Annotated in this window: 22 protein-coding genes and 1 pseudogene; 9 read left to right on the top strand and 14 right to left on the bottom strand. The window is 57.7% G+C overall.

Going from position 1 to position 21,558, the window contains the following annotated elements; all coding sequences use genetic code 11:
• Nucleotides 1-3: 3 nt before the first annotated feature.
• From RMR16_RS25730 to RMR16_RS25710, 5 genes and pseudogenes are all read right to left on the bottom strand, one after another.
• Nucleotides 4-822, bottom strand: a pseudogene (locus RMR16_RS25730) (OB-fold nucleic acid binding domain-containing protein); the annotation flags it as partial.
• Between the two features lie 426 nt (nt 823-1,248).
• The gene (locus RMR16_RS25725) at nt 1,249-1,989 is read right to left on the bottom strand and encodes an SDR family oxidoreductase (RefSeq protein WP_320187952.1); all 741 of its coding nucleotides are present in this window, start codon (nt 1,987-1,989) and stop codon (nt 1,249-1,251) included.
• Nucleotides 1,990-2,049: 60 nt separating this feature from the next.
• Nucleotides 2,050-2,730 (bottom strand): isochorismatase family protein, encoded by a 681-nt coding sequence (locus RMR16_RS25720; protein ID WP_320187951.1) that lies wholly within the window; start codon nt 2,728-2,730, stop codon nt 2,050-2,052.
• Between the two features lie 32 nt (nt 2,731-2,762).
• The gene (locus RMR16_RS25715) at nt 2,763-3,851 is read right to left on the bottom strand and encodes an aldo/keto reductase (protein ID WP_320187950.1); all 1,089 of its coding nucleotides are present in this window, start codon (nt 3,849-3,851) and stop codon (nt 2,763-2,765) included.
• Nucleotides 3,852-3,997: 146 nt separating this feature from the next.
• Nucleotides 3,998-4,897 (bottom strand): LysR family transcriptional regulator, encoded by a 900-nt coding sequence (locus RMR16_RS25710; RefSeq protein WP_320187949.1) that lies wholly within the window; start codon nt 4,895-4,897, stop codon nt 3,998-4,000.
• An 81-nt stretch (nt 4,898-4,978) separates the two neighbouring features.
• On the opposite strand from RMR16_RS25710, the gene RMR16_RS25705 reads away from it, so the two are divergent.
• From RMR16_RS25705 to RMR16_RS25695, 3 genes are all read left to right on the top strand, one after another.
• A complete protein-coding gene (locus tag RMR16_RS25705) occupies nt 4,979-5,470 on the top strand; it encodes an MFS transporter (protein ID WP_407026494.1) in 492 nt (163 codons plus the stop codon).
• Between the two features lie 121 nt (nt 5,471-5,591).
• Nucleotides 5,592-6,578 carry an aldo/keto reductase gene (locus tag RMR16_RS25700; protein WP_320187947.1) on the top strand — a complete coding sequence of 329 codons (987 nt, stop codon included), beginning with the start codon at nt 5,592-5,594 and terminating at the stop codon, nt 6,576-6,578.
• 66 nt (nt 6,579-6,644) lie between these two features.
• Complete coding sequence (locus RMR16_RS25695) at nt 6,645-7,430, top strand: carboxymuconolactone decarboxylase family protein (protein ID WP_320187946.1); 786 nt, start codon at nt 6,645-6,647, stop codon at nt 7,428-7,430.
• Between the two features lie 49 nt (nt 7,431-7,479).
• Here RMR16_RS25695 and RMR16_RS25690 read toward each other — a convergent pair whose 3' ends face one another.
• Nucleotides 7,480-8,370 carry a LysR family transcriptional regulator gene (locus RMR16_RS25690; protein ID WP_320187945.1) on the bottom strand — a complete coding sequence of 297 codons (891 nt, stop codon included), beginning with the start codon at nt 8,368-8,370 and terminating at the stop codon, nt 7,480-7,482.
• 164 nt (nt 8,371-8,534) lie between these two features.
• On the opposite strand from RMR16_RS25690, the gene RMR16_RS25685 reads away from it, so the two are divergent.
• The 6 genes from RMR16_RS25685 to RMR16_RS25660 all read left to right on the top strand — a co-directional run bounded on the left by RMR16_RS25685 (nt 8,535) and on the right by RMR16_RS25660 (nt 13,900).
• Nucleotides 8,535-8,930, top strand: a complete 396-nt coding sequence (locus tag RMR16_RS25685; protein ID WP_320187944.1) for a (R)-mandelonitrile lyase — start codon at nt 8,535-8,537, stop codon at nt 8,928-8,930.
• 92 nt (nt 8,931-9,022) lie between these two features.
• The gene (locus RMR16_RS25680; RefSeq protein ID WP_320187943.1) at nt 9,023-10,234 is read left to right on the top strand and encodes an NAD(P)-dependent alcohol dehydrogenase; all 1,212 of its coding nucleotides are present in this window, start codon (nt 9,023-9,025) and stop codon (nt 10,232-10,234) included.
• Between the two features lie 46 nt (nt 10,235-10,280).
• Entirely contained in the window at nt 10,281-10,745 is a 465-nt protein-coding gene (locus tag RMR16_RS25675) for a (R)-mandelonitrile lyase (protein ID WP_320188705.1), read from the top strand.
• Between the two features lie 22 nt (nt 10,746-10,767).
• Nucleotides 10,768-11,841, top strand: coding sequence for a PQQ-dependent sugar dehydrogenase (locus RMR16_RS25670; RefSeq protein WP_320187941.1), 1,074 nt, complete (start codon nt 10,768-10,770; stop codon nt 11,839-11,841).
• A gap of 36 nt (nt 11,842-11,877) precedes the next feature.
• The gene (locus tag RMR16_RS25665) at nt 11,878-12,639 is read left to right on the top strand and encodes an SDR family NAD(P)-dependent oxidoreductase (protein WP_320187940.1); all 762 of its coding nucleotides are present in this window, start codon (nt 11,878-11,880) and stop codon (nt 12,637-12,639) included.
• A 22-nt stretch (nt 12,640-12,661) separates the two neighbouring features.
• A complete protein-coding gene (locus tag RMR16_RS25660) occupies nt 12,662-13,900 on the top strand; it encodes a multidrug effflux MFS transporter (RefSeq protein ID WP_320188707.1) in 1,239 nt (412 codons plus the stop codon).
• 225 nt (nt 13,901-14,125) lie between these two features.
• Here the strand turns inward: RMR16_RS25660 and RMR16_RS25655 are convergent, their stop codons facing one another.
• The 8 genes from RMR16_RS25655 to RMR16_RS25620 all read right to left on the bottom strand — a co-directional run bounded on the left by RMR16_RS25655 (nt 14,126) and on the right by RMR16_RS25620 (nt 21,028).
• On the bottom strand, nt 14,126-14,743 hold the full coding sequence (locus RMR16_RS25655) for an outer membrane protein (protein ID WP_320187938.1): 618 nt from the start codon (nt 14,741-14,743) through the stop codon (nt 14,126-14,128).
• A gap of 163 nt (nt 14,744-14,906) precedes the next feature.
• Nucleotides 14,907-15,083: a hypothetical protein gene (locus RMR16_RS25650; RefSeq protein ID WP_320187937.1), complete on the bottom strand. Its 177-nt coding sequence runs from the start codon at nt 15,081-15,083 to the stop codon at nt 14,907-14,909.
• A 626-nt stretch (nt 15,084-15,709) separates the two neighbouring features.
• Nucleotides 15,710-16,426: a hypothetical protein gene (locus RMR16_RS25645; protein WP_320187936.1), complete on the bottom strand. Its 717-nt coding sequence runs from the start codon at nt 16,424-16,426 to the stop codon at nt 15,710-15,712.
• Nucleotides 16,427-16,533: 107 nt separating this feature from the next.
• Entirely contained in the window at nt 16,534-16,905 is a 372-nt protein-coding gene (locus tag RMR16_RS25640) for a hypothetical protein (RefSeq protein ID WP_320188708.1), read from the bottom strand.
• Nucleotides 16,906-17,054: 149 nt separating this feature from the next.
• Nucleotides 17,055-17,714 (bottom strand): DUF3313 domain-containing protein, encoded by a 660-nt coding sequence (locus RMR16_RS25635; RefSeq protein ID WP_320187934.1) that lies wholly within the window; start codon nt 17,712-17,714, stop codon nt 17,055-17,057.
• Between the two features lie 126 nt (nt 17,715-17,840).
• On the bottom strand, nt 17,841-19,196 hold the full coding sequence (locus RMR16_RS25630) for an ATP-binding protein (protein WP_320188709.1): 1,356 nt from the start codon (nt 19,194-19,196) through the stop codon (nt 17,841-17,843).
• Complete coding sequence (locus tag RMR16_RS25625; RefSeq protein WP_320188014.1) at nt 19,193-19,915, bottom strand: response regulator; 723 nt, start codon at nt 19,913-19,915, stop codon at nt 19,193-19,195. Before RMR16_RS25625 ends, RMR16_RS25630 begins: the two co-directional genes overlap by 4 nt.
• A 645-nt stretch (nt 19,916-20,560) precedes the next feature.
• Entirely contained in the window at nt 20,561-21,028 is a 468-nt protein-coding gene (locus tag RMR16_RS25620) for a hypothetical protein (RefSeq protein ID WP_320187932.1), read from the bottom strand.
• Between the last annotated feature and the right edge of the window lie 530 nt (nt 21,029-21,558).

Here is a 21,558-nt window from a genome sequence, read left to right as displayed (position 1 = left end):
TCCTCAATGGAAGTTTCTGGATTTGATCTTCAGATTATCGATATGAAGGTCTGGAATATAGATCTCGCGCGCCTGTACGACGGGTTTGGGATTGTCCCGTGGATCGGGCCCTCCTCCGTGCTTGACCTGGTCGCCGCGACCGTGCGGAAGTGGGAAGTCGCCGTCCCGATTACCAACGCTCGACAGGTCGGCGGAGAAATCGAACAGGCGCTGGGCAACGAGGTGAACGACGTCACCCTCCCGCTGGATGCGGCCATTGATGGCCATCATGCTCGCGGTCATCAACACCCGCCGCTGGCGTTCGAACAGCGATGGCCAGACCACGGCGTTGACGATGCCTGACTCGTCTTCCAGCGTGAGGAACATCACACCCTTTGCCGATCCCGGCCGCTGTCGCACGAGAACCAGGCCGGCAGTCCAAAGCCATTTCCCGTCGCGTTGCCCCATCGCCTCGGCGCAGGTGACGATACCTTTCCGGTCGAGGTCTTTTCGGAGAAACGAGACCGGGTGCGCCCGCAAGGTGAGACCGGTGTGCGAGTAGTCCTCGACGACCTCCCTTCCCTCGGTCATCGACTTCAGCGCCACGTCGGGCTCCTGCATCTCGGCGATCACCTTGGCTTCGCGCTCAGCGGCGGCCGCCCAAAGCTCCAGTGGTTCCTCCCGGAGCGCTTTGATATCCCAGAGTGCCTGGCGCCGCTCCAGTTGCAGCGACGGCAGGAAAGCATCTGCCTCCGCAAGCTTGACCAGCGACGACGGCGATACGCCGGAACGCCGCCACATGTCATCGGCCGAGACGAATGGCTGTGTCGTTTTGCATTTAACCGTGAGATTCAAGTCCTAACAGTTTCAATAAGATAGCCCGGCACTTAATTTGAGACTTGGCATTTAATTTGAGATTCTGGCTTCACTCTTTGGCACTTAATGTGAGATTCGCCGCCAGGGAGAGATGGCTGCTTACGGTCACGCTTCCATGAGAAAATGACCTATATTACAGATGGTTACAGCCGAACTGAAAGGCGTTTGGCACGGAAAATTACACCGAGGAATCTCAAATTAGATGCCATCACCAGTCTGAACGGGCGCATTCTTACAGTTAAATGTCAAACGACACACAGAGATCGAACGCCCCAAATCCGAGCTATGGCATTGTTCATGCTTCGTTCGGCCTTAGCGTACGATTTCGGACTGCTCTTGTTCTGACCCCAAGATCGCTACATCTGGTTCCGAAGTCATGTCATCTCCGCGCCATCAGGCTTGCTGCGCTGTCGGCCTGAACAGGATCTCGTTCACGTCGACGCTCTCCGGCTGGCTTATGGCAAAAAGCACCATTTCGGCAAAGGTTTCCGGAGGAAGAGCATATTTGGCGGCGTTCTGCATGTGATCGGCGAGACTGTCATCCTTAACCAAGTCCATCAGTTCGGTGGATGATGCACCCGGAGAGATGATCGTCGAGCGAATGTTGTGCGGGGTCATTTCCTGGCGCAGACCTTCCGACAGGGCTCGGACCGCATGCTTGGTCGCAGAGTAGATCGCCGTCGTCGGACCGACACGGTGACCAGCCGTCGACGCGACGTTGATGAAGTGACCCGACTTGCGTTCGATCATATGAGGCAGCGCTGCTGCAATACCATACATCACGCCCTTCAGATTGATGTCGACCATCACCTCCCATTCGTCGACCTCGAGCCGCTCAAGCAAGGACAGTGGCATGACGCCCGCGTTGTTCAACATCACGTCAACCGTTCCGAACGTCCTGAGAGCCTCATCGACCAGCGCCTGAACATCTCTTCTCTTCGAGACATCAGTCGGCACGGCCACTGCCAGTGCACCGTTGGATTTGAGCTCTTCGGCGAGTTCTTCGATCCGCTCGGCGCGCCGCGCGCCGAGTACGACGCTGGCACCCTTGGCGGACAAAAGGCGCGCCGCCGCCTGGCCGAGGCCGCTGCTGGCACCGGTGATGATGATGACTTTTCCTGCGACGTTATTCATAAGAGCCTCCTTGTTTGGTACTGATGGGCAGAGATCCGAGCGGTCGACCGCCGAGCATTGTCAGCCTTTGAGTATGGGACCGAGTGCTGCGAACACCTCGGAGCCGGGCGTACTGACAAAGTCTTTCACGAGCCTTGTCGAAAGGCTGAGGACGGATGTTGGGATTGCTCCGGCCTGCTCCATCTCCTCGAATGCCGCTCTCTCAGTCCGTTCGGACGCGCTGCCGATCGTGTCGACCACGAAATAGACGCGATAACCCGTAGCGAGGGCATCGAGGGCTGCCTGCAGCACGACGGCTTCGGCTGCGAAGCCGGAAATCACGAGCGTCCTGCGCGGGGTCTTGCGAAGTGCCGCGACCGTCGCCGCGTCCCCGAACGGGCTGATTGGCGTCCGCTTGATGGTATTAGTTTTGTCGGCGAAATCTTTCAGGCCTGGAATGAGGTCGGCGGAGCCGCCAGCGACGTCCACGACGCTGAAAAGAGTCGGAAGCTCCAGGGTCGTGCCGACCTTGGCGAGTACGCTCGCCGCGCGCGAGATCGCTTCAGGAGAATTCGTCTTCGAACCAGACACAAGACCGACCTGAAGATCGCCGAACAGAAGCTGCACGTCATTTGGGTCGATGCGTGATGTGGATTCCTTTTGTCCCGTCTGCGCCAGAGCAGGCATCGAGCTAAGGGCCACGGCCGCAGCGGCAAGGGCACCGCCACGAAACACGTCGCGGCGGCTGAGAATGTTCTTCATGTCATGATTTCCCAGTTTCGGTCCGTATTGCGTCAGACGCGGCCAAGCGGATGCTTTGAGCCGCCCGTCACTGGAAGTCCTGGTGCTGGTACGCCGTCCTTCATGTCGCGGTTGCGCTGGCCCATTCCAAATGCTCCGTAGGGATAGCCGCCAGGCGTGGGGCGACTTACGGTTTCCAACGCCTCGCTCGCCTTATCATCAAGGACCAGGTCCGCCGCGCCGAGATTGTCGTTGAGCTGGTCCAGCGTTCGTGCCCCGAAAATCGGAGCCGCGACGCCCGGACGATTTGCGATCCAGCTCAATGCGACTTGGCTCGGTGTGGCACCGCACTCGTTCGCGATCCGGATTACGGCATCGATCGTCGCCCAGTTCCGGTCCGACTCGGCATACTCCTCGGAAACCCATTGGTAGAGTTCCTTATTGGAACCCGCGCGCGTGTCGGATGCAGGAACCCCTCCTCGCTGGTATTTCCCGGACAGGAACCCGCCGGCGAGTGGCGACCAGGGAAGAATACTCACGTCATTGTAGAGTGCTGCAGGGACCACTTCCCATTCGTTCTCGCGCGACAGGAGGCTGTATTGCTGCTGCAGGCTGGCCGGGACCTGCAAGCCCATCGCCTTGGCTGTGGATGCAAAGAGTTGAAGCTGCCAGCCTGTAAAGTTCGAGAGCCCGAAATAATGGATCTTACCTGCCTGCACGGCCTCGTCGAGGAACCTAAGCGTTTCTTCTACAGGGGTTTGCATGTCCGAGGCATGGAGCTGGTAGAGATCGATGGTGTCGACGCCAAGCCGCTCGAGAGAACCGTCAAGGGCTCGGTGCAGGTGACGGCGCGAAAGGCCGACAGCGTTCGGATCCTCGCCGCTGCCAGCTCTGCCCTTGGTCGCAAGAATGACCCGGTCTGTGATTTCGTTCGGTCGCGATGCGAACCATCTGCCTACGACCTGTTCGGCGACACCGCCTACATAGACGTTGGCGGTATCGATCAGATTGCCGCCTGCTTCCAGGTAGCCGTCCATGATCGTAAACGCTTCATCCTCCGGCGTTTCGTCGCCGAAGGTCATGGTGCCAAGAGCAAGCTTCGATATCGAAATACCCGTGTTTCCGAGTTTATTGTGCTTCATAATTATATGCCTCCATATCTCGAACGGTCGGTCAGACCGCAACTGGACACGAATATAGGCCGCACGATGGGCGGGATTACCCGCGATAATCTACATGCCGCTTTAAGCAGGGCTAAAGAATACCAACTGCTTTTAGACGCAAATTGCTACTTCGTTTCCCGGTACCGAAGAGCGTGGAGCAACAGACTGAAAGCCGGGGTGTGCTGACGGCGGCTCGGATAATAGATGTGGTAGCCGGGATAGAGCGGCGTCCAATCCTGTAAAAGTGGAACGAGCGCACCGCTGTCGATATGAGGATGAACCTCTTCTTCAGGAAGATAAGCCAATCCCGCACCTGATAGTACGGCCTTAAGGATGATGCCGAGACCGTTGAAAGTCACCTGCCCATCGACACGAACGTTGATGGTGCGGCCACTCTTCTCGAATTCCCAGGCATACAGCCCACCGAGCGTCGGCAGCCGGAAATTGATGCATCGGTGATTAGTCAGTTCCTGCGGCACCTTGGGCTTCTGACGGCCTGCTATATAGGAAGGCGCGCCGACCACAATCATGCGGGTCTTCGGCCCGATCGGTAATGCGATCATGTCCTTGGCGACAGTCTCGCCTAAACGAACGCCCGCATCGTATCGCTCACCTACGATGTCGCTGAGGCCGTAGTCGATCGTAACCTCGACCTTGATGTCTGGATACTCGGGCAGGAAGCGTTCGAGGACGGGCCAGATAATGGATTCGGCTGCGTGCTCGTCGCTTGTCAGACGGACGGTCCCCGCTGGCTTCTCCCGCAGCTCGTTCATCGAGGTCAGCGCTGCGAGGATGCCGTCGAGGCGCGGTCCGATCTCGTTCAGAAGTCGATCCCCGGCCTCTGTAACGGAGACGTTCCGGGTGGTTCTCGTTAGCAGACGAACCCCAATCCTTGCCTCCAAAGCCGTGATCGTTTGGCTGATTGCAGACGGCGAGACTCCGATCTTAACCGCCGCGCGCGTAAAACTTTGTTCCCTGGCCACTGCGACAAAGGCCTGCAAATCATCAATACTTTCCCGCGCCATTTGTTAGCCCTGCTTAATGCGAAATCCGCATTCTACCGAGTAATCGCCGAGGTTTACATCCCCTATGGTGGCCCAAAGACAATGGAGCCGATCGAAACTCATGCCGGATACGATTTCAGAAGCAGAACCCTCGACGCCTCTGTGGGCAGCCGTCTGGGCAACGGGCCTTGGCGTTTCCAGCCTGACCGCGGCCGAAATGCTTTCTTTCAGTCTACTGACTCCGATTGGGGAGGACCTCGGCATCACGGAGGGCATGGCGGGTCAGGCTTTGACGGCAACGCTGTCGTCGCCTTTTTCACTAGCATTTTCGTCGCCGTCCTCACGCGCAGGCTCGATAGGCGCAATCTGCTGCTGTGGCTCTCGGTGATCCAGATCGTATCCAACCTGATCGTCGCTTTCGCACCGAACCTTGCGGTTCTTCTCATAGGAGGAATGTTCCTCGGCCTCTCGCTTGCCGGAGGCAACTGTAGCGTTTTCGCTCGCGGAGACTACATCGTCGGCTTCGCATTGCCGCAACAGCGAACTCGAGTGCGCGGGTCCTTCTCGCGCACTCGAGCCCCGTCGCCGGGGTAAATGCTGAACGCATTGTCGCCACGGCATTCATGCGTCTCCCGCATAAGCGCTATCAAAGAACCGTGTCTAATCTGTCGGCTCCTTATTACTAAATCCATCAGGGCAAGCGAAGGAGCGTAAAATGGAATACAGACATCTTGGCCGCACAGGCCTGAAGGTCAGCCCACTATGCCTGGGGACCATGAACTTCGGCGAATACGCCGATGAAGAGACAAGCTTCCAGATCATGGACAAGGCGCTGGAGGTCGGCATCAATTACTTCGACACGGCGGATGTCTATGGCGGCCCTAACTCACCCGATATGAAGAAAGGCTATGGCATTTCAGAAGAATATATCGGACGATGGCTCGCGCAGGGTGGACGCCGCGAGAAGATCGTGCTGGCCACCAAGGTCTATCAACCGATGGAGGTTGGGCCGAACGACAAGTACCTGTCGGCCTACCATATCCGAAAGGCCTGCGAAGACAGTCTGCGCCGTTTGCAGACGGACCACATCGACATCTATCAGATGCACCACGTCGACCGAAAAACGCCGTGGGAGGAGATATGGCAGGCGATGGAACTGCTCGTGCAGCAGGGCAAGGTTCTCTATGTCGGATCCAGCAACTTTGCAGGATGGCACATCGCCACGGCCCAGTCGAACGCCAATGCCCGCAATTTCCTCGGGCTTGTCACCGAACAGAGCCTTTACAATCTCACAGCGCGGACGATCGAGCTGGAAGTCATTCCCGCCTGCCGTCACTATGGTCTGGGTCTCGTGGCATGGAGCCCTCTCGGCGGCGGGCTCCTCGGCGGAATTCTGCAGAAGGCGGCAGATGGTCGCCGCTCCAAACCCAAGGTCACGAAGCAGATCGACAAGCTCCGTCCCCAACTGGAAGCCTATGAGTCGCTCTGCCAGGAAATTGGTGAGAAGCCTGCGGACGTAGCGCTGGCCTGGCTACTGCAGAATCCTGTCGTCACCGCTCCCATCACTGGTCCGCGCACCGTCGAGCAGCTTACCGAGAACCTCGGAGCGTTGAACGTCACCCTGTCTCAGGACACGCTGAACCGCCTCGACGAGATCTGGCCCGGATACGGGGTCGGCGCACCGGAAGCCTATGCTTGGTGATCATGCCGAGAACTCCACCGGGCGACGCCCGGCTTTAAACCGAACTCGCATTCGAAAGGAACGGACATGAACAAACTTGCCGCTACGGCTCTGTCGATGACACTCGCAGCCTCGCTCCCCGCGCTTGCAGATGAGGACAAGAAGCGTTTCGGGTCTTTGCCCGTTACCATGGCCGACGTTCAGTCGGTCTCTCCCGCTCTGGCCAAATACACGCAGAAGGATTTGTTTAACGACCTCTGGAAGCGTCCTGGCCTTTCACCGCGCGACCGTAGCGTCGTCACGGTGGCGGCCCTGATCGCCCGGAACCAACCCGTCGAGATGCCGTATCACTTCAATCTGGCGCTCGACAACGGTGTCACGGCCGCGGAACTTTCGGAGATCATCACTCACCTTGCCTTCTATTCAGGTTGGGGGAATTCAATGGGCGCGGTTGCTGTAGCCGCGCAGGTCTTCGCCGAACGTGGCATCGGTGCGGACCAGTTCCCCGAAGCATCGCCTGCGCCACTTCTACTCGATGAAGCAGCAGATGCCGAGCGTGCTGAGGGGGTCGAGAAGAACGTCGGCTCTGTTTCACCGGGTGTTGTGGAATACACGAACGGTGTCCTGTTCAAGGATCTCTGGCTCCGTCCTGGCCTAGCTCCACGCGACCGCAGCCTCATCACCGTCACGTCCCTTATCTCGTCCGGCCAGGTCGGTCAGATCAACTACCATCTCAACCGCGCGATGAATGCCGGGCTGACGCAAGATCAGGCCTCGGAAATGCTGACACAGCTCACTTTCTATGCCGGATGGCCGAACGTCTTCTCCGCCGTTCCGGTGGTGAAAGACGTGTTCGAAAAGCGACCGAGCTAATCTCGCCGCGGGATATCGTGCCCGCTTCCGAGTGACTCGGGCACGATCACTATCGCTCACGCAGGGCATCGACGACGACCTTGAACGCCGCGGAAGACTGTCGTCGGCTCGGATAAACCAGATGATAACCGGAATAATACGGGCACCAGTCCCCCAGCACCTCGACCAGCCTCCCAGCCTCAATCTCGGGCTGGGCGAGCCCTTCCGGAATGAAGCCCAGGCCGAAACCGTCGATTGCCATATTGCGGATCTGGGTGATACCATTGCAGGTCATCTGGCCATCGACCCGCACTCGGAGCTCCTGACCGTCCTTTTCGAACTCCCAGACATACAACCCGCCCTTGGTCGGCAGGCGGAGGTTGACGCAGTTGTGGTGCGTCAAATCCTGTGGAATGATCGGCGCTGGATTGCGGACTAGGTAATCCGGCGATCCGATGACCACCATTCGCTGTTCCGGACTGATCCGCACCGCTATCATCCCCTGCGAGACGATCTCCCCAAGACGGACACCGGCATCGAAGCGTTCGGCAACGATGTCCGCCAGACCGTAGTCGACGACGAATTCCACGTTGATGTCCGGATAATCGTGCAGCACCTCACGGAGCTTCGGCCAGAGCACGTGGTCGATCGCGAAATCCTCGGCTGTGATGCGAATGGTTCCGGCAGGCTTTTCCCGCAGATCCGTCAGCGCGATCAACTCGCCTTCGATCTCTTCGAACCTCGGGCCCACCATCGTCAGCAGGCGTTCGCCTTCCTGCGTGGGCGCAACGCTGCGGGTTGTTCGCGTCAAGAGGCGCAACCCGAGACGCTCCTCAAGGCCGCGGACAGTGTGGCTCAGGCCCGACTGCGAAACGCCGAGTTTGGCAGCGGCCTTGGTGAAGCTCCGCTCGCGGGCGACGGCAAGAAACGCGAGCAGATCGTTAACGTTCTCACGCAGCATTCATGGGATCCTCACATCAATCGAGTGTGATCCTAGCAGGATCCAGCCAAGACGCCACCCTCTATTCATGCGCTGAGTCCATATGTCTTTGCAGAATTGGACACCTAATTCTTCTAAATGAGCTGCACTATCTTCTAATCAACCCGATCAGGAAGGATCAGCTCATGGACATCACGAGAAACGGCAGCACGCCCTCGAACAAGGGACCAGCGGATTGGTTCACGGGCACGGTGCGCATCGACCCCATGTTTGCAGCCAATGACGCCCGTCGCGGCTCGGCCGGAACTGTCACGTTTGAGCCGGGCGCACGCACGGCGTGGCATACGCACCCGCTTGGCCAGACCCTTATTGTGACCGCCGGCTTTGGCCGCGTCCAGCGCGAAGGCGGACCAATCGAGGAAATCCGTCCGGGCGACATCGTGTGGTTTCCGCCTGGCGAAAAGCACTGGCATGGCGCGTCACCGAAGACCGCGATGACCCATATCGCCATCCAGGAGCATGTCGATGGCAAGGTGGTCGACTGGATGGAACACGTCACGGACGACCAATACCAAGGCTGATCCGAACGTACCGAATTCGGAACATCGAACCCTCCGAACTCCCGCGAGCGGGATCCAAGAATGCTGTCCAAACCTTTAGAAGGAGATCGCGAATGTGCGAAGCGTGTGGTGATTTTACACATGGGGCTGGAACGAGCCGTCGTAGCCTGCTGATCGGCGGCGCAGGACTGGTGGCAGCGCCACTCATGGCAATGGCTGGACGTGCAAATGCGCAGTCCAGCGCAGATGGTCAGGCCGTCGACATCGGGCCGAGCAAGGTGCGGGCCTTCGGCGCAACGAGCGCGACATCCAAATTAAGACAGATCGAGATCGATCGTCGGGCCGTTGGACCAAGCGACGTGCTTCTCGACATCCTTTACGCGGGGATCTGCCATTCCGACATCCACTCCGTGCGCAGCGACTGGGGTCCGACGAATTACCCCATCGTTCCTGGTCACGAAATCGTCGGTCGAGTGCGTGCTGTCGGCCGCAACGTCACGAAGTTCAAGGTCGGCGACATCGGTGGCGTCGGCTGCATGGTTGCCTCCTGCGGGGAATGCGAGAACTGCCTTGCCGACCGCGAACAAAATTGCCTCAAGGGAACGACATTCACTTATGACGCTCCGGACAAGGTCAGCGGCGGACGCACTTTCGGTGGCTATTCCGACGCCATCGTCGTCACCGAGAAGTTCGTCATCCGGATGCCTCCCTCCGTCGATCTGGCGGCTTTCACGCCGATCCTTTGCGCAGGCGTAACCACCTTTTCGCCGATGCAGCACTGGGAACTGGAACCTGGCCAGAAGATCGGTGTCGTGGGACTGGGCGGTCTCGGACATATGGCAGTCAAGCTCGCCGTCGCAAGGCGGGCAGAGGTCACGGTCTTCACGACCACGCCCGAAAAGGTTGCGGATGCCAGACGTCTAGGCGCAAAGAACGCCGTCCTGTCGACGGACACCGAAGCCATGAAGCGGGTCTCAGGCCAGTTCGACCTGCTGATCTCGACGGTTCCGAAACCCTATCAGATGCAGCCCTTCATCGACACGCTGAAGCTCGATGGCACGATGGTCAATGTCGGGGCGCTCGGCACGCTGCAAGGCGGACTCAGCGGCATGCTGATGGGGTTCGGCCGCAAAAGTCTTGCGGGCTCGATGATCGGCGGCATCGCTGAAACCCAGGAGGTTATCGACTACTGCGCCGCGCGTAACATCAAGGCCGATGTCGAGGTCATCACGCCTAACCAGATCGATCGCGCCTACGAGCGCGTCATGGCCAAGGACGTTCGTTACCGCTTCGTCATCGACATGTCCGCGGGCCGGAAGGCTTGATTGCGCGAATTCACATCTCCCCTGTTCTGAAAAGAAAGAACGAACCATGAAACAGTTTATAGCTACTGCCATCACTCTTGCCCTCTACGCTTCGACCTCGGCCCACGCCGAAACATCGCAGTTCTCGCAGGGCGGCTCGCGCCCTTCGATGAAAGGACCGGAATCCAATTTCACCGGGTCGGTCACGGTCGATCCTCTTTATTCCGACAACGAGCACACAAGTAATACAGGCGGCCACGTGACATTCGACCCGGGTGCCCGCTCGGCATGGCACACGCACCCTGCAGGCCAGATCCTCATCGTGACGTCGGGGACTGGCTGGGTGCAGGAAGAAGGCGCGGAAAAGCGCGTCATGCGACCGGGAGACGTGATCTGGTGCCCGCCCGACGTGAAGCATTGGCACGGCGCGACCGCAACGACTGGCGTCGGCCACATCGCCATCACCAACATGAAGGACGGCAAGAACGTTGCCTGGATGGAGAAGGTGTCGGATGAGCAATATCTCGACTGAGCACTGAACCGGGGATCCGTCGATGAGACATGCAATGACATTGACCGGGGCGCTCGCGCTGGCCACCGCTCTGACATCGTTGGAAGCTCGGGCTCAGGATCTTCGTCCGGAGTCGCTTGCTTCCGCCACAGCCAGCTCGGACTGGACAGCCGAAGTGGTTGCCGAAGGGTTGGATTATCCTTGGGAGATAAAGGAGGCTGACGGTCGGATCTGGATCACCGAGGCCGCGGGCATTGTCGTCTCGGTCGCAGACGGACGACTGACCCGCCATGCGGTCCAGACATCCGACGCAATCGCCCGCGAAGGCGGCGGCGGTCTGTTGGGCATGGCGCTGTCGAAGGACTTCGGCACAAGCGGTACCGCTTATTTCTACCAGACCTATCGGGTCGGTGGCGATCTTGCGAACAAAGTCATCGAGGCGCGCTTCGACGGAAACTCATGGCGGGAAACACGGGTTCTGATCGACGGGATTCCCGGCCACCGTCTCTACAACGGCGGCAGGGTCGGGATCGGTCCGGATGGGAATTTGTATGTGACGACCGGATGGACGGAGAACCGCCAGCGCCCCCAGGATGTCTCGAGCCTTGCGGGCAAGGTCCTGCGCATGACGGTAGATGGAAAGGTGCCGGCCGACAATCCCTATCCCGGCTCCTACGTCTATTCCCTCGGGCATCGAAACCCACAAGGTATCGCCTGGGATGCGGATGGTCGGCTGTTCGTTGCGGAACACGGGCAGTCCGCCCATGACGAGATCAATCTGGTGCTGCCCGGCGGGAACTACGGATGGCCGATCGTTTCCGGCAATGAAAACCGTCAGGGGATGGAGCGCCCGCTCATTCACTCCGGCAACCAGACCTTGGCACCGTCCGGCATCGCATTCGCGGGCAATGACCTGCTTGTCGCGACGCTCGTCGGCAAGGGCCTCTACGCCTTCGACGAACGAGCAAAGGTCTTCAAGCCGATCTTCACGTCAGGCGACAGAGTTCGCGACGTGCAGCCCGTTGGCCGCGACATCTACCTCATCACCACGAACCGATCCCCGCGGGCGGAAGGCCCATCGCAGGATCGGCTGCTGAAACTGACCCGGACGCCATAGTCCGACCAACACATCGATACGACAGGAAAACCAGGAATGACATTCGATTTTCAGAACAAGGTGGCACTTGTCACGGGCGCTGCATCCGGCATGGGACTGGCCACCGCGAAGAAGTTCGCGGTAGCAGGCGCAGCGGTTGCTTTCGCCGATGTCAACGAAGACGCGGTCAAGGATGCGGCCGCAGAACTGGTTGCGGAAGGCCATCGTGCCATCGGTATCCGCTGCGACGTCGCGAACATGGAAGAGGTCGAGGCGATGGTTAGCGAGACGATCGCCACCTTCGGCGGTCTCGACGCAGCCTTCAACAACGCAGGCGTCCAGAGCCCCGTGGCGGAGACCGCGCTGGCCGAAGCTTCCGACTACGACTTCGTTATGGGCGTGAACCTGCGCGGCATCTGGAACTGCATGAAGTACGAGCTGCTGCACATGCGCGAACAGGGGAGCGGCACGATCGTCAACAACTCTTCGCTCGGGGGCCTCATCGGTATTGCCGAGCGCGGTATCTATCACGCCTCCAAGCACGGCGTCGTTGGCCTGACGAGGAGTGCTGGTCTCGAATACGCCCCGAAAGGCATCCGCATCAACGCGGTTTGCCCAGGCATCATTTCGACGCCGATGGTCACCGAAATGCTTGAGACGCAGCCGGAAGCAATGGACGTGATGATGAAGGATGTTCCGATCGGCCGCCTCGGTACGGCCGAGGAAATCGCCGATGCCGTGCTGTGGCTCTCCAGCCCAGCCTCGACATTTGTGATTGGGCACGCGCTGCCCGTCGACGGCGGCTACACGGTTCGGTGAGCGGGAACGAGGATACGATCCGATGACACGAGAGATCGACGCAACCCAGACGGATCCACCTCCGGCCGCCATGGTGTCCGAGGTCTGGCTAATGATCGTGCTTGGCACGCTCCTGGCCTTCGCGTCGATCTCCACTGACCTTTACCTTCCGGCCATGCCATGGATGAGTGCCGCGCTGCAGACCAGCCAGGGCACTCTCCAATATACCGTCTCGGGATACCTCGTTGGGTTCAGCATAGGGCAACTCTTTTGGGGACCGATCTCCGATCGGTTCGGACGGCGCATTCCGGTTGCCGTGGGTCTCGTGCTTTTCATGGCCGGATGCGCGGGCTGCGCCCTCTCGACCACCGTCACGCAACTGATTGCCTTCCGGCTCCTGCAGGCGGTAGGTGCCTGCGTCAGTGTCGTGCTTGCCCGGGCGATGGTGCGTGATCTCTACCAGCGCGACCGCGCGGCAAAGTTTCTGTCGACACTCGCGAGCGTCACGGCAATCGCGCCCTTGCTCGGACCAAGTGTCGGTGGGCTCATCCTGAGGGTAGCGGATTGGCAGGCGATCTTTTGGTTGCTGGTCGCGATCGGCTTCGCGACGCTAGTCGCTCTGTTCACCATACCGGAGACGCTTCCTGCGGAGCGTCGCAATCCGCAGACGGTGACAAAAGCCTTCAAAGCCTATGGATCGCTGCTCCTGGATAAACGTCTACTCGCCTATGCCGGGGCGCTAGGGTTCTTCTATGCCGGGATCTTCGCCAATATCTCTGGTTCGTCATTCGCCTATATCGACTACCACCGTCTCTCGCCACAGGCGTTCGGGTTGGCCTTTGCCGCGGCGACCATCGGCCTGATGGGGATGAACGTCGTCAACGCCCGTCTGGTGGTGCGCTATGGCAGCGATCGGATGTTGAAAGCAGGGACGATCGGCGCTGCTCTTGCAGGCTCCCTACTGGCGTTCGTGACCGCAACGGACTTCGGGGGCGTCTATTCGATGGCTGCGGGTCTCTGGCTGTTTGTCGCGATGAACGGCCTCATCAGCGCAAATTCGATTTCCGGAGCGATGACCGATTTCCCGATGAGGGCTGGGGCGGTATCGGCGTTCATGGGTGCAATCCAGTACGGCAGTGGCGTGATAGGATCCGCGATATCGGGTTCCTTCGCAGATGGCACCCCGTGGCCCATGGGAGCTGTGATTGCTGCCAGCGGCTTTGGATCCCTTATATGCGCAACGTTGATCGAATCTGGAAAAAAACATAACCGAACGCCATGATAGGACGCACGCTAACAGCACGCGGCTGAAATGCGATGACCAACTGACCGCTATGGCCAAGTTTCTCACTAGGCGTAGCCTGACTGCGTCCCCTTTGGGCGAGCAAGTTGTGTCTGAACGCGAACGTCAAGCATTAGATCTCCCCTATAAGCTGATGCATAGGGGAGATAACAACAGACCCAATTCCGCCCACCGAAGGCCGGGCGAAATGGAATGCCGAGTTCACTAGAACTTGTAGCTGGCGCCTACGAGAACCTTATGCTGTGTTGCGCCAAACTCACCGATCGATGAGCCGAAGTCTTTGTTGCCGAAGTCCGAGTACCGATACTCACCACGAACCAGGATATTATCGGTGAGGGCGTGCTCGACACCGCCACCAGCAGTCCATCCGATCAGAATGTCGTCCTTCTTGTCCGCACCAGCAATATCGACCTTGACGCCTGCCGCTGCAACACCTGCGGTGGCAAAAAACAGAGTGCGATCCCATGCATAACCAACGCGGCCGCGGCCAGACGCATCCCATTCGACAGTTGCGTTGTTGGTCTTCTCAAAATTGTAGTTGAAGTCGTTCTCGATACCGAAAACGATGTTTCCATGCTGGAAATTGTAGCCGGCATGCAGACCCGCCGACCCGCTGTCGAGATCCACGTCGGAGCCGAAAATCGTTGCTTGGTTCCAATTATATCCACCCTGGGCGCCGAGATAGAAGCCAGACCAATCGTAAGCAGAAGAGACCTGCGGCTCGCTTGGAGGCGAGGGCTGCTCATAGACTAGATCGGCTGCAAGAACCGGTGTTGCAGAAGAAAGCGCAAGTGCTGCGAAGGCCAGAAGTCTGAGTTTCATGGGATCGTTCCTGTGTTGTGTTTCGAAGCAGGATCGCCTCGTGCTCGGCCTGCTTATGCAGCCCACTATGGTTCAGAGGCATGTTGCAGAGTGTCTTTTCAGATTATGTTTTGTTGCGATGCGGAATTTCGATCGCCTGCGGTGCCTATCGAGTTGTCGTATTTCAGCAGCGTCCATGACGGGTCGCCATGCGCTCTCGACTAATGTTGGCCAGCAGTTGCTGGCTGGCTTCAGTCAACAAGCGCCCTAACTGATCGACGGATATGCCGTCGGCATGCATCATCTGACGGATCAGCGGGTCTTTTAGAACGTCTTGAACTGTCAATTCACCATCGAACATGATGATCTCCTATGTGGGGCACTTATGGACGTCTCAGATCGCCTTGAGTTGTCGAAATCAGGCCGTATCGAGGCGGAGTGTTTGATTAGATTACACTGTGGGCAGAGATGCTGGAGGGCGATCTCACTGCAATGCCTGACTGCGCTGTGGTTGCCCTACAACACTTGCCTACGCCCTACAGCCGCGTGCTGCGTTAAACAACTACTGTCAAAGACGCGAGTGCCACCCAAGCGCAAGGCGGCCCGGCAGACAATCCCCAATGCTCGTCAGTCGTTTCTGCAAAACACTGACGATGGAGCATTCCTGCAGAACCGGCGGTGATCTTGGGCTTCTCGATACGCTGCTTCGTCTTGACGACGATTTTCGTCCCGCCGCGCCTGCTGTCGCTGCCATGCTTCCCGGGCACGATCACGCTGCTCGGGCGTGCCGTAATAATTACGAGAGTATTCCGATGATTGATCGTAGGGGTAGTCGTCACTTACGCAGCCGGAAAGTATCGGTAGAACGATCACCCATAGACTAACGGCTACCTTCGCTTTCAATGTCGGCATGTCTCATCCTCGCTGGTTCTTTATGGAAAATTACTGCCGCCGCAGCTTTGCTGCACCGAGCGGTGCCAGCCACCATCAATCCAGCTTCGCCATTCCCCGCGCCGCATCTCGACCAAATTTCAGCGTCGTGAACGGCAAAGCCGCAGTCTGAACGAGCACAAATCCCGCGCCGTTCACCACAGCCGCTCCGATTTCCACGGCTTGGCTCGGACGTCCGGCGTCTGTCTTTTCTGCGGCAATACCGGACGGCATTGCGTGACCCCCGGGTGAGATCGAGCCGACAACCAAGGGACCTCGGGTGTCGCAAGCCGGGTCGCATCGATCGTAGCGGGTAACCTGGATCGAATTCTTTATCGCTGCCGCGTAATTGACCTTCTCGACCCGACCCGATTTGACGGGTTCAATGACCGGACGTTTGGTTGGAATGACAGTGTATGGTTGTGAGGCGAATTGCGTTTTGCTGACCGGCTTCAGTAATGGCGCGGCATCGACAATGTCCCGCAGTGCCGTTGGAACGCTCACTGTTTCCGGACCGCCAGGATACGAGACCATGGCCTTCTCCGGAACAGTGACATGTGTTGGCCCAAGATCGCTGTAGGCGAACATGCAGATTGTACCGAGAACAAGGCTGCTTACCCCCAATGCAAGTGATGTCAAACGATTGAAGCGCGGCTTTGGTATCGGCTGTATTTCAAGATCATGGCGATGCTGCCACACGCGCTCTGCTCGGACTACACCGGCATTGGATGTTTCGCGTGGGGAAATGATATCGTCTTCGTGATAGCTGGACATTGGATGCCTTTCTTTGGCAATTAAAGATGGCAGGCAGAGCCTGTACGACCCAACTATTGGAGCAGAGCTCGAAATAGGTTGGAATTGCAGAACTGCTTCGTCATGGCTCAGTACCGCTCGTGAACGACACCCATGATATCGCCATACCGCGACACGCTTACGAGGAGATCGTCGCCGCTCCGGCTTGCGTTCACCAAATAACGCTCGCCGACATCCTGAACGCTCCTGACCCTGTAGCCCCGATCTTCAAGCAAGGTGATGACGTCGTCCGGTCCAAAGCTCGACCGTTCCCTTGACCAATGGTTCTGATCGTTATGGAGGCGATTCCACGAATGCAGAAAGTTGGCTTCCGTATTACCGTCGAACGCGTAGGTATCTGAAGGCTGGCCGTCATGGATAACCACCTGCGGGAAGGCCGGGAGGGCGGCGGTAGCGCTTAAAGCAGCAGCCGCACTGAAAACGATGATGTAGCGTCTCACGAAACTCTTCCTTGGATTGAGCGCCGCACGGATTGACCCGGGACCGAGTGCGATCATTGCGCGTGCGACGAACGAAAACTATGCCAACATGATGCACCAAGCCGCTGTTGCTGTGTGTCGTTTGTTGTTGCAAAATGTTGCGTCCGCTCTCACTGGCGCAACTGCGCAAGCAGAGCATCGGCTCCCTTATCGATCGCCACCTGCGAGGCCTTGAGAGCTCCAAAGCTTGCGCCGACGTTCATCGCGTTCGGGTACTGCTTGGTGACATAAGCCGACAACAACGTGTTGCTCGTGGCGTCGTAAATCTCGACTGCGTAGGCCACGGATCCAGTCATCGACCCTTCCTTGTCGCGTGCTGCCTGCACGGCATTGTAGACACCACCTCCGACGTCGAGATGCGAGAAAGGGCCAAGCACGGGCGTGGTCGTCTTTGCTCCGGTGAGCGTCAGATGGATCCTTAAAGTGCCTGGCGCAGATGAATTGACAACGGAAAACCGTGTTCGCAGTTTCTGCGTGAACTGGGACTGCATGTAGGTAGCAAGTGTATTCTTGTCCTGCTCGCTGATCTTGACGAACTGGTTGTCCTGACCGCGATAGATGGTGACCGGATCGACAATGATCTTGTCGTACTGCCGCCAGTTGGTGCCGCTGTTGTACCGGTAGAGAATGCGGCCGCTGCGGTCACTCGGATCGGGTTTCAGGTGCTGGGCGGATGAAAGACCGGCATAAGCAGTTGGATCCGCCGTTGTGCAACTGGCAAGAGTGCCGCTAACGATGAGGCAGGCGCTAGCTTTCAAAAGTATTTTCAAAGATTTGGCTCCAGCCGGGGTTAGCGCCGTGCGGCGAGTGTGGCTGGATGAGCGATAGCCGAAGGGAGCGTTACTGTGTTTTAAATGATGTTAGGAAATGTTCGCGCCATGAAAACCTTAAACACCTTACGCGTGGTCGGTTATTTTTTCGCGCTGAACGGCTTCGCCCTTCGGCAGGATCATTTCTACGACAAGGCCATTTGGCTGACGATCCAATAGCGTAAAAAGGCCCTTATGACCTATCGCTACAACCCCTTGGGCAATCGAAAGCCCCAAACCGAAACCGCCGCTTTTTGCGCCTGTTTGCCGGGATTCATCAACCTTGAAAAAAGGCTCAAGAACCCTCTGCTTCAGGTCATCAGGCAGACCAGGACCATCATCGGAAACTTTGATAATGACCGCGTCACCGCGGTCTTCCAATTCGATCTCGATATGCTGGGCGTAGCGGGACGCATTGTCCACCAGATTTGACATTGCCCGCGTCAGCCCCTGTGGCATGCACATATATGTCAGACGCCTAGGGCCAATAAAGCGGATGTTAACGCCAGTATCTGCGAAATCGTCCGAGATCGTTTGAAGAAAACTTGACAGGTCCACCTTTCGGGCGGGCTCGAATTTGTTGTCCAGAAAACTGAGGCTGGCGTCGATCAGCGAGGACAGCATTGTGATGTCAGCCAGCATCATCTCTTTCAGCGCCGTTTCGTTTGATCGATCAATACGCATGCGCAAGCGGGTAAGCGGTGTTCTGAGGTCGTGGCTGATCGCTCGCAGCACCCTCGTCCGCTCTCGCAACATCGTCTGAATCCGGCCTTGCATGACGTTGAGTGACGCTGCCAAACTCCGGATCTCGGATGCACCTTCCGCTTTGAATGGTTCCTCAGAGTGATCGTCCATGCTGACGCGCTGTGCTGCGGCCGCAAACCGCACAAGGGGCTCCGTGATCAGCCAACTGCCGAGATAGGCAAGAAGTATAAGCGGTATGACGATTTTGAGAAGCCCGCTTGCCATGGCAGGCGCCAGCCAGACACTGGTCGGGAACTGCGGCATGGCGAAAGCTAGGGCCCTCGTCTCACCAACTTTGACAGTGAGCACCGACGGTCCGTCATTGCCCCAGATCGCGGAACGGATCGATGTCAGAATTCCATCGTTGATGAGGTCTTTGACCCGCGTCAAAATCTCCGGGTTTGGTGTGCCGGCTCTATAAGAAATGGACGCTTGGGAGGGCGTTGCACGCTGGGTCGGAACACCCAACCGACCAGCGTATTGAAGTGCTGCGTCTTCCTCACTCGGCGTCCGTCCACGCGCAAACTGCTCAAGTATCGTTTCGATGCGTCCGGCGTACAAACCGATCTCGATTCCCTTGTCATGGCGTCCATAGATGAACGGCTCCGTCGTGGCCGCAACTGTTGAGACAAGAACGACCAGCAGGATCGCGAGGAAAAAAAGCTGTTTGCGGATAGAGGCTGTGCGGAGGCCCCTCATAGAAGGCGCTCTACCTTGGAGGCAAATAGGTATCCTCCAAGCCGGACGGTCTTGATGTATGTCGGGTCCTTCAGATTGGGCTCAATTTTCTGTCGGACGCGGCTGATATGGGCATCGATACTTCTTTCGATAGGGCCCGCTGAGCCAGCGTGAGTCATCGCCAGGAGTTGCTCACGTGTCAGTATCTTGTTTGGGTGGCAGCAAAAGGCCCAAAGCAGATCGAACTCCGCTGTTGTCATGGAAACCTGGGCTCCTTCAGGGTCGAACAGCTGGCGGCTCTTCGGATCAATCCGCCATCCTGAGAACGTCATCGGTTCAAGTTCAGGCTCCGGCTCACTGTGATCGGACGCCCTGCGCAGGATGTTTTTAATACGCGCTATCAGCTCGCGCGAATTGAATGGCTTTGTAACATAGTCATCAGCACCCAGTTCCAAACCAAGGATGCGGTCGATATCTTCGCGCAGGGCCGTCAGCATCAGGATCGGCGTTTTTCCGGAGGACCTCAGCCTTCTACAGATGCTGAAGCCGTCCTCGCCGGGCAACATGCCGTCGAGAAGGATCAGATCAAAGCTGTGACGGGCAAGCATCCTGTCCATTTCGACCGCGTTTGCGACCGAAGCTGCCTCAAAACCGTTACTTTTGACCAGATCGACCAGCATATCGGCAATATCTCGGTCGTCCTCAACGACCAGAACCCGTGCCTGGGTTGGGGTTACCATTCGAATCGTTGAATTGTTGCCCGGCTGCTGCGGAGACATCGCCATAAAAACTCTTGCCGGGTCTATCCCGTGTGTTGCGGTGAGCGAGATGCGGCACCGTGCCGCACTTCATTCTACCTCTATCCCATCTCGTGCAAAACTTTATTCGGAAATGTTGCAAGATGTTGCGGCGCTCTTTGCATATAAATCTGGTTAGCTAACGTTCCAATACCGTAGATCGGAGTGGGTCTTATCGAAACCGGGCATCGACAATGACAGCGGCGATGTAACAGGCTCTGATTGTCAACAAAGAGAAAAACGCCGCAGACACCCAGGCGATTAGATGACGTCTGGAATGCGATCGCCGAGGCAATCTCTCTGCCAGTGCGAGACATTTGTGCTTGGCGAACCGTGCCGCTGCAACAAGAATGAAGAATGCGAGGATGATGTAACCGCTGAACGATGCAGCATTGATCAACCACAACATCATCAAACGTCCTCCCAAAAATGACTGTTCCTGTCTTGGAGCGACAATCTGCGTTACGTGAGAATACCCCGAGCGCCGCGGCTTGCCCTTAGCTCTATGGTCTGCCGCATGACATCCCTCCGAGTCGGCCGGAAAGCCAACTTCGCGAGCAATATTCGGGCGGAACGACATATCTCGCCTCATGACTGAACGTTCGTCTCCCGTCTGATGAACCGTCTCTGGCGCAGAGCATTTGCCGCGATGACCCACCAACGTGCGTTCCGCTGCATCTTCGGTAATCCCGCACGATCACTCTCGACGTCCATCCGTGGGGCTGTAGACTGTGCGAGAAACTTCACCCTTTCGAAGAAGGCGTTGCTGTCGAACAGCTTCGAGTTGACCTCGCTCCCATGTCTGAGGATACCGGCATGGAAGAACACTTCCAGATTAATGACCGGGATGGCGCGAATATTGCGCAGCACGTCAATGTCAGGTCGCGTCGTGATGGCAAATACGAACTGGTCGGAGCGGAGCGCGTCGAATGCTTCGGGCACCGTCGATACCATCACCGACTCGTATCCATGCTCTGCGAGTTTGGAAACGATCGTAGCTCCGGCGGCCTGTGGTAGAAAGACAAGAATTTTTAAAGGATTTCGAGCTTGGAGCATGTTGCGGTCTTCCTCATCGCTGGTGAGGAAACATAGCCCGGACCGGTGCAGCGCTGTGTTTAGTTTTGTGCACTTTTGTGCGTGTTCGACTTCATCTGGCTGTGTATTTGGATGATGTTATGTTCGGACATGTTGCAGCGCTGGTTTTCCACTCCAATGCGCCTCACCTGGATAACAAAAGACAAACGGAATCAACCAAGTAGACATCTGGCAACTGCGTGCGTCGAGGCGGCTGGTGATGGCTCGCTTGGAAGAGTTCGAGCCACTGTACCTGTGCCAACGTTCTCATAAGCTACTGCTAGCAAGCAGTTTTCAGCAGCGAGCTCCGGTAGAGCACGCGCTCGCCGCTTGCCACTTACACCGCAACCTAAATCCCCGACTGATCTTCGGAGTAGCCCTCCATTTTTGATGAGCCGGTGGACGCGTTGTCATTGACGAATGGGTAGGAAGTTTGGTTTCGCGGCCAGCCTTTGAATTTATGCGTGCCACTCATATGTGTGTGCATGAATGAAGAAATAGTAGGGTCGCAT

It is taken from the genome of Agrobacterium sp. rho-13.3, from assembly GCF_033957765.2.
In the GTDB taxonomy this organism is placed as follows: domain Bacteria; phylum Pseudomonadota; class Alphaproteobacteria; order Rhizobiales; family Rhizobiaceae; genus Agrobacterium.
This window is presented reverse-complemented; position numbering and strand designations above follow the sequence as displayed.

Bases quoted from the DNA above. Each gene is read 5' to 3' on its own strand.
- RMR16_RS25725 (WP_320187952.1), bottom strand. From the start codon at position 1,989: ATGAATAACGTCGCAGGAAAAGTCATCATCATCACCGGTGCCAGCAGC.
- RMR16_RS25720 (WP_320187951.1), bottom strand. From the start codon at position 2,730: ATGAAGAACATTCTCAGCCGCCGCGACGTGTTTCGTGGCGGTGCCCTT.
- RMR16_RS25715 (WP_320187950.1), bottom strand. From the start codon at position 3,851: ATGAAGCACAATAAACTCGGAAACACGGGTATTTCGATATCGAAGCTT.
- RMR16_RS25710 (WP_320187949.1), bottom strand. From the start codon at position 4,897: ATGGCGCGGGAAAGTATTGATGATTTGCAGGCCTTTGTCGCAGTGGCC.
- RMR16_RS25705 (WP_407026494.1), top strand. From the start codon at position 4,979: ATGGAGCCGATCGAAACTCATGCCGGATACGATTTCAGAAGCAGAACC.
- RMR16_RS25700 (WP_320187947.1), top strand. From the start codon at position 5,592: ATGGAATACAGACATCTTGGCCGCACAGGCCTGAAGGTCAGCCCACTA.
- RMR16_RS25695 (WP_320187946.1), top strand. From the start codon at position 6,645: ATGAACAAACTTGCCGCTACGGCTCTGTCGATGACACTCGCAGCCTCG.
- RMR16_RS25690 (WP_320187945.1), bottom strand. From the start codon at position 8,370: ATGCTGCGTGAGAACGTTAACGATCTGCTCGCGTTTCTTGCCGTCGCC.
- RMR16_RS25685 (WP_320187944.1), top strand. From the start codon at position 8,535: ATGGACATCACGAGAAACGGCAGCACGCCCTCGAACAAGGGACCAGCG.
- RMR16_RS25680 (WP_320187943.1), top strand. From the start codon at position 9,023: ATGTGCGAAGCGTGTGGTGATTTTACACATGGGGCTGGAACGAGCCGT.
- RMR16_RS25675 (WP_320188705.1), top strand. From the start codon at position 10,281: ATGAAACAGTTTATAGCTACTGCCATCACTCTTGCCCTCTACGCTTCG.
- RMR16_RS25670 (WP_320187941.1), top strand. From the start codon at position 10,768: ATGAGACATGCAATGACATTGACCGGGGCGCTCGCGCTGGCCACCGCT.
- RMR16_RS25665 (WP_320187940.1), top strand. From the start codon at position 11,878: ATGACATTCGATTTTCAGAACAAGGTGGCACTTGTCACGGGCGCTGCA.
- RMR16_RS25660 (WP_320188707.1), top strand. From the start codon at position 12,662: ATGACACGAGAGATCGACGCAACCCAGACGGATCCACCTCCGGCCGCC.
- RMR16_RS25655 (WP_320187938.1), bottom strand. From the start codon at position 14,743: ATGAAACTCAGACTTCTGGCCTTCGCAGCACTTGCGCTTTCTTCTGCA.
- RMR16_RS25650 (WP_320187937.1), bottom strand. From the start codon at position 15,083: ATGTTCGATGGTGAATTGACAGTTCAAGACGTTCTAAAAGACCCGCTG.
- RMR16_RS25645 (WP_320187936.1), bottom strand. From the start codon at position 16,426: ATGTCCAGCTATCACGAAGACGATATCATTTCCCCACGCGAAACATCC.
- RMR16_RS25630 (WP_320188709.1), bottom strand. From the start codon at position 19,196: ATGAGGGGCCTCCGCACAGCCTCTATCCGCAAACAGCTTTTTTTCCTC.
- RMR16_RS25625 (WP_320188014.1), bottom strand. From the start codon at position 19,915: ATGGTAACCCCAACCCAGGCACGGGTTCTGGTCGTTGAGGACGACCGA.
- RMR16_RS25620 (WP_320187932.1), bottom strand. From the start codon at position 21,028: ATGCTCCAAGCTCGAAATCCTTTAAAAATTCTTGTCTTTCTACCACAG.